A 15,789-nucleotide genomic window follows, 5' to 3' on the forward strand; every position below is an offset into this window, starting at 1 on the left:
CCGAGCATGGCGGTTAACTAATATGGCGCCTGTCCCAAGTGAACAGGGTGTCATCGGAGACCCGCCATGAATCGCCAGATCCTTGCTGCCGCCATACTCAGTTTGTTTTCCCTCGCATTTTCCCAGGCCGGTTTCGCCGAAGAGTCCTCGCTGATGACCAACCGCATGGTCGACGCCAACCAGCAGGCCATCGAGCACCAGCAGGAACTTTCCGCCTCCGCCGCGCAGGCCGGGGCCCGCAGCGACTCCTGATCTAGCGCATGGCGCCAGCCGCGCCATGGCTTCCCCCGGGTACTCGGGAAGCGTGAGCCTGGGTACCCTGTCCTTGCGCCGCATATGATATGCGGCGTTTTTTTTGCCTTCCTGACCGTTCGGACAATTCTTGCAGAATATGTAAAAGACTTTCGTTGGATATCGGGTTTTTCCGATAGTGGCAAAAAAATATAATCGCGCCAGCTCAATGGATAATTGTCGCTGGCTGTCGACGATATTCGTTCTGTCTTCATCGATCTCGCCATGCAAGAGCGGGACGTGGAAAGCCTAAAGCCTGATGAGTCGAAGAGACTTTCAATAGAAGAGTCCGACTGCGTTCCAGCCGGTTTCCAGTGTCCGGAAATACACTGGCAAGACTTCCCGACGCCGAACTTTGATTGCTCCTATTCGACGTCTTCTCAAGGCCGCTGATACCAGCGGCCTTTTTTTTCGGGTTGCGCCCGGCTGGGCGCCCCATGGGAGCGATCGCCCGCGCGACGCCAGCAGAAGCGTCGCCGGGAACGACACCACAACACGCTTTCCGGCCTTGCCGGATTTCACCACGCTGTAAGAAGGAGCAACCGCAATGAGGAATCTGTTCGCCTTGACGCCGATGGCGCTGGCGCTGTGCACCGCGTCCGCCGCCTGGGCCGATGAGGGGGAAGCCAAAGAAGGCTTCATCGAAGGCTCCAGCCTCCAATTGCTGACCCGCAACTACTACTTCAACCATGACCGCCGGCACGCTTCCGGGCACGACAGCAAGGAATGGGCGCAAGGCTTCATCGCCACCTTTCAGTCCGGCTACACGCCCGGCGTGGTCGGCTTCGGCGTCGACGCCTACGGCATGCTCGGGCTGAAGCTCGACGGCGGCGGCGGTACCGGCGGCACCAGCATCCTGCCGATCACCGCGCCGAGCAAGGAAGGCTACGAATCCGGCAAGGCGCCCGATGAGTTCTCCAGTGGCGGGGCGGCGCTGAAGATCCGCGCCTTCGACACCGAGCTGAAGCTGGGCGACCAGTTCCTCAGCAACCCGGTGGTCGCCGGCGGCGAGTCGCGCATGCTGCCGCAGACCTTCCGCGGTGTGAGCCTGACCAACAACAGTTTCGAGGACCTGACCCTCACGGCTGGCCAGGTCAGTTTCACCAAGTACTACAACCAGAGTGGCCACCGTCGCCTCGGCTCGTACTACGGCGAACTGCCGGGCGACCGCGACAGCCATCATCTCAGCTGGCTGGGCGGCACCTGGGGCGGCATCGAGGGCTTCACCAGCAGCCTGTACGCCGCCGAACTGCAGAACGTCTGGAAGCAGTACTACGCCGACGTCGACTACACCTACGAGATCGACGACAACTGGTCGCTGAACCCCGGCGCGCACTACTACAAGACCGTCGACAGCGGCGACTCGTTGCTCGGCCGGATCGACAACAACACCTACAGCCTGCATTTCGCGGTCGGCTACAGGCAGCACACCGTCACCGCGGTGCTGCAGAAGGTCAACGGCAACACGCCGTTCGACTACATCAACCAGGGCGACAGCATCTTCCTCGACAACTCGCAGCAGTATTCCGACTTCAACGGTCCCAACGAGAAGTCCTGGAAGCTGCAATACGACTACGACTTCGTCGCCCTCGGCCTACCCGGCCTGAGCGCCTCGGCCTCGTACTCGCGCGGCAAGCTGGACCTGACCCGGGTCGATCCGGACAGCCCCGGCTACGGCGGCTGGTACAGCGCCGACGGCAAGAACGCCAAGCACTGGGAACGCGACCTCGACCTGCAGTACGTGGTCCAGGGCGGTCCGGCCAAGGACCTCTCGCTGCGCCTGCGCTGGGCCACCCACCGCGGCACCGGCGGCTACAGCGCGGTGGACAACGACATCGACGAATACCGGGTGATCGTCGACTATCCCATCGACGTGCTCTGAGCCCCGCGCGCTGGGCCCTTCGCCGGGCTCAGCGCTGGCGGAACAGTTCGCCGGGAGTGAAGCCGAAGAGTCCCTTGAAGGCGGCGATGTAGGCCGAGGTCGAGTCGTAGCCGCTGTCCAGGGCGGCGCCGGTGACGCTGTCGCCGGCTTCCAGCGCGTTGAGCGAGGCGAGCAGGCGCTGGCGTTGGCGCCAGAGCCGGTAGTTCATCCCGGTCTCGCGCTGGAACAGGCGCGACAGGGTCTTTTCCGAGGTGCCCAGGCGCTGCGCCCAGTCGCCCATGGTCAGGCTCTGGGTCGGTTCGTCGATCAGTGCCTGGCACAGCCGCAGCAGGCGCGGCTCGCGCGGCATCGGCAGGGAGAAGGCGACCTCCGGCAGCAGCCGCAACTGGTCCAGCAGCACCTGCACCAGCCGCGATTCGGCGCTGTCGCCCTCCGGGTAGTCCACCGGCAACTCGCAGAAACTCTTGATCAGCTCGCGCGCCAGCGGCGTCACCTCCAGCACCCGGCAACGCGTCGGCGCCCAGGCGCAGGCGTCGCCACGGATGTACAGGCTGCGCATCTCGGCGCGGGTGGAGGTGACCACCTCGTGTTCCAGCTGCGCCGGAATCCAGATCGCCCGCTGCGGCGGGGCGAAGAAGCTGCCCTCGGCGGTATGTACGCCGAGCACGCCGCTGATGGCGTAGGAAAGCTGTACCCAGGCGTGCCGGTGGCGCGAGGTCCAGGAGCCGGCGCGCAGGCTTTCGGCGCGCGCGTAGACCGGCCGTGGCAGGCGGGCGAGGGTGGGAATCGGGCGGTGCAGTTCCGCAGGCTGTCCGTTCATCGTCATGACTTGGCGTCGTGTCGCTAGTCGGCAGAGTCTGGCAGGGCTAACCTGCCGCCTCAAGTTTCCCGGAGCCCACGCCGATGCTCGACTTCTCCGCCCACGCGCTTCCCTACGCCTCGCAACGTTCGCCGGTCCATGCCCGCCGCGGCATGGTCGCCACCTCGCAGCCGCAGGCGGCGCAGGTCGGGTTGGAGATATTGCGCCGTGGCGGCAATGCCATCGACGCGGCGATCGCCACCGCCGCCGCGCTGACGGTGGTCGAGCCGACCGGCTGCGGGATTGGCGGCGATGCCTTCGCCCTGGTCTGGACCCGCGGACGCCTGCACGGCCTGGACGCCAGCGGGCGCGCGCCGGGCCTGCTCGATCGCGAGCGGGTGCGCGCCGCCGGCCACGAGCGGATGCCGCTGTACGGCTGGACGCCGGTCACCGTGCCGGGCTGTCCGGCGGCCTGGGGCGAACTGTCGCGGCGCTTCGGCAAATTGCCGTTCGAACAACTGCTGCGGCCGGCGATCGAGCTGGCTCGCGATGGCTTTCCGGTCTCGCCGGTGATCGCCCGCCTGTGGCAGAGCGGCCTGGACAAGTTCCGCGCGGCGTTGCCGCAGCGGCCCGAGCTGCGGGCCTGGTTCGACGAGTTCCTCATCGACGGCCGGGCGCCGCGCGCCGGCGAGGTGTTCCGCCAGCCGGGCCAGGCCGACACCCTGGACGAGCTGGCGCGCAGCCAGTGCGAAAGCTTCTATCGCGGCGAGCTGGCCAGGGCCATCGTCGGCCACGCCGAGCGCAGCGGCGGCTACCTGCGCGCGGAGGACCTGGCCGGCTACCAGGCGAAGTGGGTCGAACCGATCTCACTGAACTACCGTGGCTATGACGTCTGGGAGATTCCGCCGAGCGGCCAGGGCCTGATCGCCCTGATGACCCTGAACATCCTCAAGGGCTTCGAATTCGGCGAGCGCGACTGCGCGCGGACCTGGCATCGCCAACTGGAGGCGATGAAGCTGGCGTACGTCGACGGGCTGCACTACATCAGCCAGCCGCAGTCGATGCGGGTCTCGGTCGAGGAACTGCTGCACGAGGACTACGCCGCCAGCCGCCGTGCGCTGATCGGCGAGCGCGCGCTCGATCCCAGTCCCGGCCAGCCGAGGCCGGGCGGCACGGTGTACCTGGCCTGTGGCGACGAGGAGGGCAACCTGGTCTCGTTCATCCAGAGCAACTACCACGGCTTCGGCTCCGGCGTGGTGGTGCCCGGCACCGGCATCGCCTTGCAGAACCGCGGCGCCGAGTTCAGCCTCGATCCGGACCACGTGAATTGCCTGGAGCCGGGCAAGCAGACCTTCCACACCATCATTCCCGGTTTCCTCAGCAAGGACGGCGTGCCGCTCGGCCCGTTCGGCGTGATGGGCGCCTATATGCAGCCGCAGGGCCACGTGCAGATGGTGATGAACCTGGTGGACTTCGGCCTCAACCCCCAGGCTGCCCTCGACGCGCCGCGCTGGCAGTGGCTGGGCGGGCTGCGCGTCGGCATCGAACATGCCGCGCCGCGCGCGCTGGCGGCGGAGCTGGCGCAGCGTGGGCACCAGGTGGAGATCGCCTACGACTCGACCAGCTACGGGCGCGGCCAGATCGTCCTGCGCGACCCGGCCAGCGGCGTGCTCTGTGGCGGCACCGAGCCGCGCACCGATTCGCAGATCGCGGTGTGGTGAGGGGACCCATGTGGGTGAGGCGGGGAGACCTGTCCGGCGGATAATGCCCAAGGCGTATCCGCCCTGCGGATGGCGAAGCAAGAAGTCCCGGCAGGCATAGGCTGCCAGGCGACCCGTACTCGAGCGCGCTCCGCTACGCAACATCGAGAGCGCCTTCTGGTTGTCATGCCACCGGAGTCTCCCAGGCCCTGGCGAATTTACGTCCGGGCGTCCTGAAACCCGACGAAAAACCCCATTCGGGGATGAATTCCGCCCGCCGTCTCTGGCATCATCCGCGCCGCTTCTCGCCCGAACGCCGGGGCGGTGATGTGTAGAAAGACCACGCACTGTTTTGTGTACAAAAGTCTGCTGATTCTTTTTGTCACAAATCGTTTTTGTGTATCCAGTTTTCTTCGCGCTGCCAACCCAAAGTCGAGCACGCCCCTCCCGACCACGCACCAGTGCAAGGCAAAAACTGTCCTTGGGGTCAGGTTTTTGCCGTCGTAGAGAGGTTGGAGGCATTTCGCCGCCTTTGTCCAAAACACTGAAAAAACAGGCGTTCCCTTCGCCGCAGGAAACCCGGCGAAGCGCCCGCGCCGTCTTGGCTTCGTTCTTGCTATCCATGGCGAGGCCTGACCGCTCGGACAGGTTCGCCCACTAGAAGAAAAGCTATTCACTCCAGGAGCGTTTCAATGAGCCGCACACTCGCCACCGTGATGCTAGCCGGGGGGCTACTGGCCGCAGGCCAGGCTGTCGCCGAAGACCATGACATGACGCCGACCCACGAGACCGACTCGGGGCCGCTGCTCTGGCACAACGAGAGCCTGACCTACCTCTACGGCAAGAACTTCAAGATCAACCCGCCGATCCAGCAGACCTTCACCCTGGAACATGCCAGCGGCTGGACCTGGGGCGACCTGTTCATCTTCTTCGACCAGATCAACTACAACGGCAAGGAAGACGCCAGCAACGGCAAGAACACCTACTACGGCGAGATCACTCCGCGCCTGAGCTTCGGCAAGCTCACCGGAGCGGACCTCTCCTTCGGCCCGGTGAAGGACGTGCTGCTGGCCGGCACCTACGAGTTCGGCGAAGGCGACACCGAGGCCTACCTGCTCGGCCCGGGCTTCGACCTGGCGATCCCCGGCTTCGACTACTTCCAGCTCAACTTCTACTACCGCAAGCCCGACGGCAACCGCGTGCGCGCCGGCGCCTGGCAGATCACCCCGGTGTGGTCCTACACCATTCCGGTGGGCAACTCCGACATCCTCATCGACGGCTACATGGACTGGGTGATCAACAACAAGAGCGCCAGCACCAGCCGCCGCAACCAGAGCGACTATCACGCCAACCTGCACTTCAACCCACAGGTCAAGTACGACCTGGGCAAGGCCCTCGGCTACGAGCCTAAGCACCTGTACGTGGGCCTGGAGTACGACTACTGGTCCGACAAGTACGGTGTGAAGGACTCGCAGTACTTCACCACCGACCAGAACACCGCAAGCTTCCTGGTCAAGTACCACTTCTGAGTCCGTCGCGCGGGGCTACCGGCCGGGCCCCGCCAGCGCGCCCCGTCATTGCGCGCCGTGCATCGGCACGGTGCGCGACGGTCGCCTTCGTCGTCCTTGCGTTTGCCTCCCGTTGTTCGCTCGACCCACGCCGGGCGCGCCCTGCAGCCTGAGCGGCAGGAATAAGCTGATCACCTGGACAGCTTTTTGCAGAAGCCGTGCATCCTCCTCCTGTCCGAGGAGCGCCACTTGAGACGGCCCGATGCATAGCGAAGACCAGCGCCCCAACGACCTCATCTACGGCCTCGACGACCGGCCGCGCCCGCTTCCCGCCTTCCTTGCCGCGCTACAGCACGTGCTGGCCAGCTTCGTCGGTATCGTCACTCCGCCGCTGGTGATCGGCTCGCTGCTCGGCCTCGGCGAGCACCTGCCATACCTGATCAGCATGGCGCTGATGGTTTCCGGCGCCGGCACCCTGATCCAGGCGCGCCGGCCGTTCGGCATCGGCGCCGGGATGATCTGCCTGCAAGGCACCAGCTTCGCCTTCCTCGGCGCCGTGCTGGCCGCCGGGATGCTGGTGAAGCAGCGCGGCGGCGGTCCCGAGGAGATCCTCGCGATGATCTTCGGCGTGTGCTTCTTCGGCGCCTTCGTGCAGATCGTCCTCAGTCGTTTCCTCGGCCATCTTCGCCGGGTGATCACGCCGCTGGTCACCGGCATCGTCATCACCCTGATCGGCGTCAGCCTGATCAAGGTCGGCATCACCGACCTCGGCGGCGGAGCCGGGGCCACGGACTTCGGCGCACCGGCCAATCTCGCGCTGGGCGCGCTGGTGCTGCTGAGCATCGTCCTGCTGAACCGCTCGCGCCTGCCCTGGCTGCGCCTGGCCGCCATCGTCATCGGCCTGGCGCTGGGTACCCTGGCGGCCTGGGCGACCGGCCTGTTCGTTCCGCGGGCGTTGCCCGAGCTGCCGCTGGTCAGCCTGCCGCAGCCGTTCCGCTTCGGCTTCGCCTTCGACTGGATGGCCTTCCTGCCGGTGGCGCTGATCTACCTGATCAGCAGCATCGAGACGGTCGGCGATCTGACCGCCAACTGCATGCTCTCGCGGCAGCCCCTGGAGGGACCGGCGTACCTGCAGCGGTTGCGCGGCGGGGTGCTCGGCGACGGCGTCAGTTGCCTGCTGGCAGCCACCTTCAGCGCCTTCCCGAACACCACCTTCGCGCAGAACAACGGGGTGATCCAGCTCACCGGGGTGGCCAGCCGGCACGTCGGGATCTATATCGGCGGCGTGTTGCTGGCGCTCGGCCTGTTCCCCTGGGTCGGCGCGATCCTCCAGCAGATCCCCAAGCCGGTGCTCGGTGGCGCCACCCTGGTGATGTTCGGCAGCGTCGCCGCCGCCGGCATCCGCATTCTCGGCCAGACCGCAATGGACCGCCGCAGCGTGCTGATCATCGCCGCCTCGTTCGGCGTCGGCCTCGGCGTGGCCGCGCAGCCGACCCTGCTCGACCAGATGCCGGCGGTGGTGAAGACCCTGTTCGACTCGGCGATCACCAGCGGCGGCATCACCGCCATCCTGCTCAACCTGCTGCTGCCCGAGGAGCGTGTTGCCGAAGCGGCGCAGGCCAGCGCGAAGGGCGGCGCCCTGGCGCGCTGGCGCAAGCCGCTGGGTTGATACGGGCGTTTGCAAATTTTTCCGCGCCTGGCTTGTGTCCCGCGGCCGGGCTGGGGTATCAACGCGGGGATCACGCCGATGGAAACCTGCGCATGACCCTGACAGTGCCCGCCCACGACCCGGCCGCCCGCGACAAGCCGGCCGGGCGCATCCGCCAGAAGAACGAGGAGGCGATCCTCGCCGCGGCCGAGGAGGAGTTCGCCCGCCACGGCTTCAAGGGCACCAGCATGAACACCATCGCGCAGAACGTCGGCCTGCCCAAGGCCAACCTGCACTACTACTTCGGCAACAAGCTGGGCCTCTACACGGCGGTGCTGAGCAACATCCTCGAACTCTGGGACAGTACCTTCAACACCCTCGGCGTCGACGACGATCCGGCCGAGGCGCTGGCCCGCTACATCCGCGCCAAGATGGAGTTCTCCCGCCGCTACCCGCTGGCCTCGCGGATCTTCGCCATGGAGATCATCAGCGGCGGCGAGTGCCTCACCGCGCATTTCAACCAGGACTACCGCAGCTGGTTCCGCGGCCGCGCCGCGGTATTCGAGGCCTGGATCGCCGCCGGCCGGATGGACCCGGTGGATCCCGTGCACCTGATCTTCCTGCTCTGGGGCAGCACCCAGCACTACGCCGACTTCGCCAGCCAGATCGGCCTGGTCACCGGCCGCAAGCGCATGTCCAGGCAGGACTTCGCCGCCGCCGCCGACAACCTGGTGCGGATCATCCTCAAGGGCTGCGGACTGACCCCGCCGGCGGCCTGAACGCGATGCCGAGCACCCTGCAAGGCCTCGCCGAATACCGCGAGGAAATCCGCAAGAGCCGCTTCCACACCATCGCCGCGCCGGTGGCCGACGAGGACGAGGCGCAGGCGTTCATCGCCGCCCACCGCGACGCTTCCGCCGGACACAACTGCTGGGCCTGGAAGTGCGGCGCGCAGTACCGCTTCAGCGACGACGGCGAACCCGGCGGCAGCGCCGGGCGGCCGATCCTGGCGGCCATCGAGGGACAGGACATGGACTGCGTGGCGGTGCTGGTCAGCCGCTGGTTCGGTGGCATCAAGCTCGGCACCGGCGGCCTCGCCCGCGCCTATGGCGGCGGCGCGGCCAAGTGCCTGCAGCAGGCGCCGCGCAGCGAGCTGGTCGAGCGCTGTCGGGTGCGCTTCGCCTGTGCCTTCGCCGACCACGCGCTGCTCAAGGCGCGCAGCCTGGCGCTGGGCGCCAGCGTGGCGGCCGAAGACTACGGCGCCGACGGCGTCGTCCTGACCCTGGAGTTGCCGGTGGCGCGCTTCGAGGCGCTTCAGGCGCTGCTGGTGGACCTCAGCCGAGGCCAGGTGCGGCCGCAGCGGCTGGACGCCTGAGGAGGCTCAGCGCGCTGGAGCCGGGCGGGAAGGGGCAGGAAGCGGCGGGAGCGCGGCGAACACGCATTTGTCGCGGCCGCTGCGCTTGGCGTCGAGCAGTGCGGCGTCGGCGCGATTGACGGTCTGCGAATAGGTTTCGCCGATGCGGTGTTCGGTAACGCCGACGCTGGCGGTGACGCTCAGCGCCTCGGTGCCGACGCGTACCGCCAGGGTCCGTACGCTGTCGCGCACCCGCTCGAGTACCGGGCCGGCGTCCTGCAGGCGGGTCTGTGGCAGCAGCAGGAGGAATTCCTCGCCGCCCCAGCGGCCGCAGAGGTCGTATTCGCGTAGCTCGGACTCCATGGCCCGGGCGATTTCCACCAGCACCCGGTCACCGCTGTCGTGGCCCCAGGTATCGTTGACCTGCTTGAAGAAGTCCACATCGAGCATTGCCAGCACGTAGCTCTGGCCGTGGCGCTGGGAGCGTTCGTTCTCCTCCCTGAGGCGCTCCAGCAGCATGCGTCGGTTGGGCAGGCCGGTCAGCGGGTCGCGGATCGAGGCTTCCTTCAGCGCCAGGTTGAGGTCGCGCATCATCTGCTGGTAGCGGTCGGAGATCCGCGCCACCTTTTCCAGGCGCCGCAGCTGCTTGTGGTAGCGCTCGGACAGCGACAGGTTCTGCTCCCGCGCCATCGACTGGAATCCGTCGGAGATCCGGGCGATGCGCTCCAGCCGCACCAGTTGCTCCAGCGATTGCTGGCGCAGGCGGGCCAGCGCCTGGTGCAGCGGATGCCCGTGGAACTGCGGATCGGCCAGCAGGCCGTCGATCCAGGCGTCCAGTTCGCGTTCGCGGCTCATCGTCGGCTACTCGTCGTGGGCCTGGATGGCGAAGGGGAAGCTGCAGTCCTCGCGGAACTCCTCGGCCAGCTCGGCGACCCGTTCGTTGCGCCGGTCGTAGTGCCAGCGCAGGCTGACCGGGCGACCGCCCTGGTGGGCCTCTTCGAGCAGGTCGAGGATGTCCATCATGGCCTTGATCGAACTGGTGTTCAGGTACAGCAGGCGCAGGTCCAGTTCCAGCGGCCGCTGCCCGGCGGCGAGGAAGCGCTCGACCCAGTCGATCACCTGGCCGAACAGTTCATAGGAGTTTTCCGGGTAGGAATCGCCTTGCATGGACAGGCGTCCGGCCTGCCAGTCGCCCTGGATGGCGGGCGTGGACTGGGTGCCGGGTATGTGCAGGTCACTCATGATGGTGTTCTTCCTAAAACACGGGGTCAGATCACGGCGCGCAGGCTGAAGAAGGCGCGCCCGTCGGGCTGTTCCTTCAGCGATGCGGCCAGTGGTTCGCTGGACTTGCGGGCGATGTCCAGCAGGCCGAGACCGGCTCCGCTGGCGCAGCCGCTGTCGCGCGGGCGGCGTAGCTGCTCCTTGTAGGCGGCCTTGAGGGCGGCCTTGTCGAGGTTGGCGATGGCCTGGATGCTGCGCACCAGGCTCTGGCCGTCGTCGCGTTCCACCAGGTTGCCGGCGGACACCACGTAGTGGCCGTCCTCGTTGCGGGCGATGGCTACCGTGGCCGCCGCCTCGTGTTCGCCGTAGCCCTTGAGATTGGCGTAGTGGCGGATGTTCTGGGTCATCTCGATGTACACCGCGAAGACGTCCATCGCTTCGCTCGGCTTGGCCTGTTCGGCGTGCAGGTAGTTGCGCAGCGCGTGGCCTATCTCCTCGATCAGGCTGCGCGAGATCGGTCCGTTGAAGCAGAGCAGGATGCGTTGGCGGGTGTAGCTTTCACGCATGGCCAGCAGGTCTAGCGTTTCCATGGGTGCCCCTAGTCGAATCGGAAGGACAGGATGGTGATGTCGTCGCGTTGCGGGTGCTCGCCCTGGTACTCGGCGAGCGTCGCCACGAAGGCCTCGGCCTGCTCGGGGAGCGGCTGCCGCGCGTGGTCGCGGAGCATGTCGGCGAAGCGCCGGCTGCCGAAGCCGAAGCCGTGTTCGCCGCCGGCCTGGTCGAGGAAACCGTCGGTGCTCAGGTAGAAGGTCCAGCCCGGCGCCAGCGGTACCTCGATGTTGCGGTAGTCGCCACGGCGCTTGTCGCCGATCGCCCGGCGCGCGCCCTTGAGTTCCTGGACCTCCTCGCCGTCGCTGGCGTACAGCGAGATCTTCGCCCCGGCGAAGGCCAGCTGGCGGCGCCGGCGGTCGACCCAGACCAGCCCGGCATCCATGTTGGTGGCCAGCGCCTGGGGGATCTGCTCCTGGCTGAGCATGCTGCGCATCGCCTGGTCGGTCTCGCCGAGGATCGCCGCCGGGTCGCGGCTGCCCACCGCCTCGATGGCGTGGTCGATGGCGGCGCGGGCGAGCATGGTCATCAGCGCGCCGGGCACGCCGTGACCGGCGCAGTCGACCACGCCGATCAGGTAGCCGTCGGTCTGCTCGCGGTACACGTAGAAGTCGCCGCCGACCACGTCGCGCGGTTTCCACAGGATGAAGTGATGCTCGCCGAGGGTGGCGCTGAGCTGGCGGTCGGGGAGGATCGCGCGCTGGATCAGGCTGGCATAGTCGAGGCTGTCGCCGATCTTCTTCTGCGCGGCGGCCATCTCGCGGTTGGCTTCCTCCAGCGCCTGGGTGCGCTCCTGGACCTTGTCTTCCAGCTCGGCGGTGTGCCGGCGGACCTGGTCGGCCATGCTGGCGAAGGCCTTCGACAGCGAGCCGATCTCGTCCTGGCGCGCCAGCGGCAGCGGCGTGTCGTAGCGCCCGGCGGCGATCGCCTTGGCCGAGCGCTTGAGGCTGCGCAGGGGGCGCAACAGCAGGCGCTCGACGGCATAGGCGAAGCCCAGCAGCAGGGCCACCAGCAACAGCAGGAACGTGCCCGCCAGCGGCCAAAGCCAGCGGTTGTCGAGGACCTGGGCGGCGTGCAGGTCGACGGCGGTGAGCACGTACCAGCGCAGTTGGGGAATGTAGGCCACGGCGAAGAGTTGCTGGCGGCCGTCGAGGCCGGCCCACAGGCAGTGCACCGAGCCGGCCTTGGCGCGGGCCAGGCGCATGGCCTCGCGCAGGGCGTCGCGCTGTTCCGGCTGGTCGAGCAGGTCGAACACCCGGTGGCGTTCGCTGGCGCCGCCGGCGGCGGAGCTGTAGGCGATCAGGCGGCGGTCCGGGTGGGCCTGGATGGCGCCGTCGTCGCCGACGATCATCGGCGTCACGCCCGGCTCGCGGGCGATGATGAAGTCGTCGAGGAAGCCGCTCAGGTCCAGGCCGCTGCCGGCCAGGCCGATGGGCCGGCCCTGGTCGCGGATCACCAGGTTGAACCAGACCTTGGTCAGGTTCAGCTTGCTGTCGACATTGACGTTGATGTTGTAGGCGGCGCTGTTGCGCAGGGTATTGAAGTACCAGGCGTCTTCCGGGTCGCCGGCCTCCAGGGTGTAGCGCGGCCGTTCGCTGTAGGGTTGGCGGCCGTCGTTGAAGTAGTAGTGCTGGGAGCCGCTGGCGATGATGAAGTAGGCGTGGTCGCGGAAGTCGCCGCGGTAGCCCTCGGCCTCGCGGAAGAACAGCGCGCGGCGCGCCGGGTCGTCTTCCTTCAGCAGCCAGTCGCGGGTCACCACCGATTCGGCGAAACGGCGCGACAACGCCAGTTCGCGGGAGACCGGGGCGAGGATCTTCTGCCGGTGCAGCAGGGTGAAGTTCTTCGCGTAGGCCAGGCCGAAGTGCGTACGGATGTCGTCCATCGCGCGCCAGCCCAGCAGCACCGCCGGGACCAGTGCCAGGGCACAGGCCAGCAACAGCGCCACCACCGATTTGCCGCGCAACCCCCAGTTCGCCGCCATGGCTATCCCTATCAGTTTCTCGCCCGGCCCGCGGCCGAAATCATGGATCGAAAGCGTGTGTCGAACTTTTGGCGAAAGGGCCAATTGTGCAGATGTGCATTATTTCAGGCAACGTAATTTGGTTTTATTTCGCCATTAATTTGACGTCACAATGATGGCGAGCAGGCAAGGGCCCGTGGTTCGGGCCTGTCGTCGGCGGGGTCTCGGCGGGGGAGGTTGCGGGGGGCGGCGAAAAAGCGCAGCGGGCCGGCCAGAATCCCGCTCAGAGGCGGTTGCCGCTGCCGCGCCGGGCGGCTTGCTGGAGCAGCGCGGCGGCGATCCGTTCGAGCGGCAGCACGTCTTCCGCGGCGCCCAGTTCCACCGCTTCGCGGGGCATGCCGTAGACCACGCAGGTAGCCTCGTCCTGGGCCAGGGTGTAGCCGCCGGCCTGGCGGATCGCCAGGAGCCCGCGCGCGCCGTCCTTGCCCATGCCGGTGAGCAGGCCGGCGAGCAGGTTGCGCCCGGCGCAGCGAGCCAGCGACTCGAACATCACGTCCACTGCCGGGCGGTGGCCGTTGACCTGCGCCTGGCGGTTCAAACGCACCACGTAGTTGGCGCCGAAGCGCTGCACCTCCATGTGGTGGTCGCCCGGCGCGACCAGGGCGTGGCCGGGCAGTATGCGGTCGCCGTCGCGCGCTTCGCTGACGCTGAGCCGGGTCAGGCGATCCAGGCGCTCGGCGAAGCTGCGGGTGAAGCCGGGAGGCATGTGCTGGGTGATGACCACCCCGGGACTGTGCGCCGGCAGGCCGAGCAGCACTTCCTTGAGCGCCTCGGTGCCGCCGGTGGAGGCGCCGAGGGCGATGATCTTCTCGGTGCTGAGCAGCGGCGCCGCGCTTTCCGGCGGCGCCGGCGCGTCCGCCGCACGGCGGCGCAGGCGGGCGCGGGCGACGGTCTTGAGCTTGGTGCGGATTTCCTCGGCATAGGCCTGCATGCCTTCGGCGATGCCCAGCCGGGGCTTGGCGATGAAGTCCACCGCGCCCAGTTCCAGCGCGCGCAGGGTGGCTTCGGAACCGCGCTCGGTGAGCGAGGAGATCATCAGCACCGGGGTCGGCCGCGCCTTCATCAGCTTGTCGAGGAAGGTCAGGCCGTCCATTCGCGGCATTTCCACGTCGAGGCTGATCACGTCCGGCGCGTGCTGCTTGATCAGGTCGCGGGCGACGAAGGCGTCCGGCGCGCAGCCGACCAGGCGCAGCTCCGGGTCGGCCTGGATGATCTCCTTGAGCAGGCTGCGGATCAGGGCGGAATCGTCGACGACCAGGACACTGATGGGCATGGCGGGCTCTCCCGGAGAGTCAGAACAGGTCGATGGGGCCGCCGTCCGCGTTGCGGTCGATACGGCGGCGGTAGTCGCGTTCACGCTGCAGCACGGTGTCGTTCTTCAGCTCCACCAGGGACTTCACCAGGACCCGGCCATTGCGCGGGAAGAAGTAGATCTTGCGCGGGAAGGCCTCCAGCACGTCGCTGGCGAGCAGCGGGATACGCTCGGTGGCCAGGTAGTCGAGGGTGAACTCGACGTTGCGCTGGCCGATGGCGGCGCTGATCTGGCGCAGTACCGAGCCGCCGCCGAAGACCTTGGCCTGCAGGCGCTCGCGGCTGGCGCCGAGGGCCAGCATGCGGTTGATCAGCAGTTCCATGGCGTGGCTGCCGTAGCGCGCCGACGGCGAGGCCGGGTCGCCGCCGAGGCCGCGCTCGGGGAGCATGAAGTGGTTCATCCCGGCGATGCCGTTGAGCGGGTCGCGCAGGCACACCGAGACGCAGGAGCCGAGCACGGTGACGATCACCAGGTCTTCGCCGCTGGCGAAGTATTCGCCGGGCAAAAGCTTCACCGCATCGCAGGCGAAGTACGGATCGTAGTAGCGGTTCAGCGGCGCGCCTTCCCGGGCCTGGAGATTCATCGCGATCAGGCCGGGCTGTAGACGGTCTGGCCGACGGAGCGCACCAGGTGGCTGGCGTGGACGAAGTTCTCCGAATGCCCGGCGAAGAACAGGCCCTCCGGCCGCAGCAGGGCCACCATGCGTTCCAGCAGGCGGGTCTGGGTCGGCTTGTCGAAGTAGATCATCACGTTGCGGCAGAAGATCGCGTCGAGTTCCCCGGCGATCGACCAGTCTGCCTCCAGCAGGTTGATCTGGCGGAACTCCACCAGTTGCCGCAGTTCCTCCACCACCCGCGCCTTGCCGGCGTTGGGCCCAGTGCCGCGGAGGAAGAAGCGTTTCTTCAGCGGCGCCGGCATCTGCTCCAGGCGCTCCAGCGGATAGACGCCCTGGCGGGCGCAGTCGAGCACCCCGGTATCGATGTCCGAGGCGACGATCTTCACCGGCGGATCGAAGCTGCCCAGCGCCTCCACCAGGGTGATGGCGATCGAATAGGGTTCCTCGCCGGTACTCGCCGCCGCCGACCAGATGCGCAGCGGGCGATGCCGCTGCAACTGGCGGCGGGCGAGGTCGGCGAGCAGGGGGAAGTGGTGGCGTTCGCGGAAGAATGCGGTGAGGTTGGTGGTCAGCGCGTTGACGAACAACTGCTGCTCGCCCGGCTCGCGGTCGAGGTGGGTGAAATATTCGGCGAAGCTGCCGAGCCGCAGCAGGCGCAGGCGCCGCGAGAGGCGGCTATAGACCAGTTGCGCCTTGCTCTCGGCCAGGCTGATGCCGGTCAGCCGGTAGAGCCGCTCGCGTACTTGCTGGAAGTCCTCGCGGGTGTAGTGGAACTCCTGGTTGCCGAACACCGGCGAAGGCGTGGAGGTGGGCATTGGCGTCGGGTTTC

15 protein-coding genes are annotated in these 15,789 nt (G+C 67.5%); 7 read left to right on the plus strand and 8 right to left on the minus strand.

Going from position 1 to position 15,789, the window contains the following annotated elements:
- Nucleotides 1-66: 66 nt before the first annotated feature.
- Both AT700_RS00815 and AT700_RS00825 read left to right on the plus strand, forming a co-directional pair.
- The gene (locus AT700_RS00815) at nt 67-252 is read left to right on the plus strand and encodes a hypothetical protein (protein WP_003083879.1); all 186 of its coding nucleotides are present in this window, start codon (nt 67-69) and stop codon (nt 250-252) included.
- Between the two features lie 586 nt (nt 253-838).
- Nucleotides 839-2,173, plus strand: coding sequence for an OprD family porin (locus AT700_RS00825; RefSeq protein ID WP_023117252.1), 1,335 nt, complete (start codon nt 839-841; stop codon nt 2,171-2,173).
- Nucleotides 2,174-2,201: 28 nt separating this feature from the next.
- Here AT700_RS00825 and AT700_RS00830 read toward each other — a convergent pair whose 3' ends face one another.
- Nucleotides 2,202-2,999: an AraC family transcriptional regulator gene (locus AT700_RS00830; RefSeq protein ID WP_003083886.1), complete on the minus strand. Its 798-nt coding sequence runs from the start codon at nt 2,997-2,999 to the stop codon at nt 2,202-2,204.
- A 77-nt stretch (nt 3,000-3,076) separates the two neighbouring features.
- On the opposite strand from AT700_RS00830, the gene AT700_RS00835 reads away from it, so the two are divergent.
- The 5 genes from AT700_RS00835 (at nt 3,077) to AT700_RS00855 (ending at nt 9,203) form a co-directional block, all read left to right on the plus strand.
- A complete protein-coding gene (locus tag AT700_RS00835; RefSeq protein WP_003102206.1) occupies nt 3,077-4,693 on the plus strand; it encodes a gamma-glutamyltransferase family protein in 1,617 nt (538 codons plus the stop codon).
- A 671-nt stretch (nt 4,694-5,364) separates the two neighbouring features.
- The gene (locus AT700_RS00840) at nt 5,365-6,201 is read left to right on the plus strand and encodes an outer membrane protein OmpK (RefSeq protein WP_003102209.1); all 837 of its coding nucleotides are present in this window, start codon (nt 5,365-5,367) and stop codon (nt 6,199-6,201) included.
- 241 nt (nt 6,202-6,442) lie between these two features.
- Nucleotides 6,443-7,849, plus strand: a complete 1,407-nt coding sequence (locus tag AT700_RS00845; RefSeq protein ID WP_003102211.1) for a uracil-xanthine permease family protein — start codon at nt 6,443-6,445, stop codon at nt 7,847-7,849.
- 92 nt (nt 7,850-7,941) lie between these two features.
- Nucleotides 7,942-8,607 carry a TetR/AcrR family transcriptional regulator gene (locus AT700_RS00850; protein ID WP_003083903.1) on the plus strand — a complete coding sequence of 222 codons (666 nt, stop codon included), beginning with the start codon at nt 7,942-7,944 and terminating at the stop codon, nt 8,605-8,607.
- A gap of 5 nt (nt 8,608-8,612) precedes the next feature.
- Nucleotides 8,613-9,203, plus strand: coding sequence for an IMPACT family protein (locus AT700_RS00855; RefSeq protein WP_003102213.1), 591 nt, complete (start codon nt 8,613-8,615; stop codon nt 9,201-9,203).
- A gap of 6 nt (nt 9,204-9,209) precedes the next feature.
- Here AT700_RS00855 and siaD read toward each other — a convergent pair whose 3' ends face one another.
- The 7 genes from siaD to AT700_RS00890 form a co-directional block, all read right to left on the minus strand.
- On the minus strand, nt 9,210-10,037 hold the full coding sequence (gene siaD / locus AT700_RS00860) for a biofilm formation regulator diguanylate cyclase SiaD (RefSeq protein WP_003083910.1): 828 nt from the start codon (nt 10,035-10,037) through the stop codon (nt 9,210-9,212).
- Between the two features lie 6 nt (nt 10,038-10,043).
- Nucleotides 10,044-10,424, minus strand: a complete 381-nt coding sequence (siaC, locus tag AT700_RS00865) for a biofilm formation regulator SiaD modulator protein SiaC (protein ID WP_003102215.1) — start codon at nt 10,422-10,424, stop codon at nt 10,044-10,046.
- A gap of 26 nt (nt 10,425-10,450) precedes the next feature.
- The gene (siaB, locus tag AT700_RS00870; protein ID WP_003083916.1) at nt 10,451-10,993 is read right to left on the minus strand and encodes a biofilm formation regulator kinase SiaB; all 543 of its coding nucleotides are present in this window, start codon (nt 10,991-10,993) and stop codon (nt 10,451-10,453) included.
- 8 nt (nt 10,994-11,001) lie between these two features.
- Nucleotides 11,002-12,993 carry a biofilm regulation protein phosphatase SiaA gene (gene siaA / locus AT700_RS00875; protein WP_009875673.1) on the minus strand — a complete coding sequence of 664 codons (1,992 nt, stop codon included), beginning with the start codon at nt 12,991-12,993 and terminating at the stop codon, nt 11,002-11,004.
- A gap of 262 nt (nt 12,994-13,255) precedes the next feature.
- Nucleotides 13,256-14,305 carry a protein-glutamate methylesterase/protein-glutamine glutaminase gene (locus AT700_RS00880; protein WP_023131024.1) on the minus strand — a complete coding sequence of 350 codons (1,050 nt, stop codon included), beginning with the start codon at nt 14,303-14,305 and terminating at the stop codon, nt 13,256-13,258.
- A gap of 19 nt (nt 14,306-14,324) precedes the next feature.
- Nucleotides 14,325-14,927 (minus strand): chemoreceptor glutamine deamidase CheD, encoded by a 603-nt coding sequence (cheD, locus tag AT700_RS00885; protein WP_003102220.1) that lies wholly within the window; start codon nt 14,925-14,927, stop codon nt 14,325-14,327.
- Between the two features lie 5 nt (nt 14,928-14,932).
- Nucleotides 14,933-15,775, minus strand: coding sequence for a CheR family methyltransferase (locus AT700_RS00890; protein WP_003102222.1), 843 nt, complete (start codon nt 15,773-15,775; stop codon nt 14,933-14,935).
- Nucleotides 15,776-15,789 lie beyond the last annotated feature (14 nt).

This window comes from Pseudomonas aeruginosa (assembly GCF_001457615.1).
GTDB classification, from domain to species: Bacteria; Pseudomonadota; Gammaproteobacteria; order Pseudomonadales; family Pseudomonadaceae; genus Pseudomonas; species Pseudomonas aeruginosa.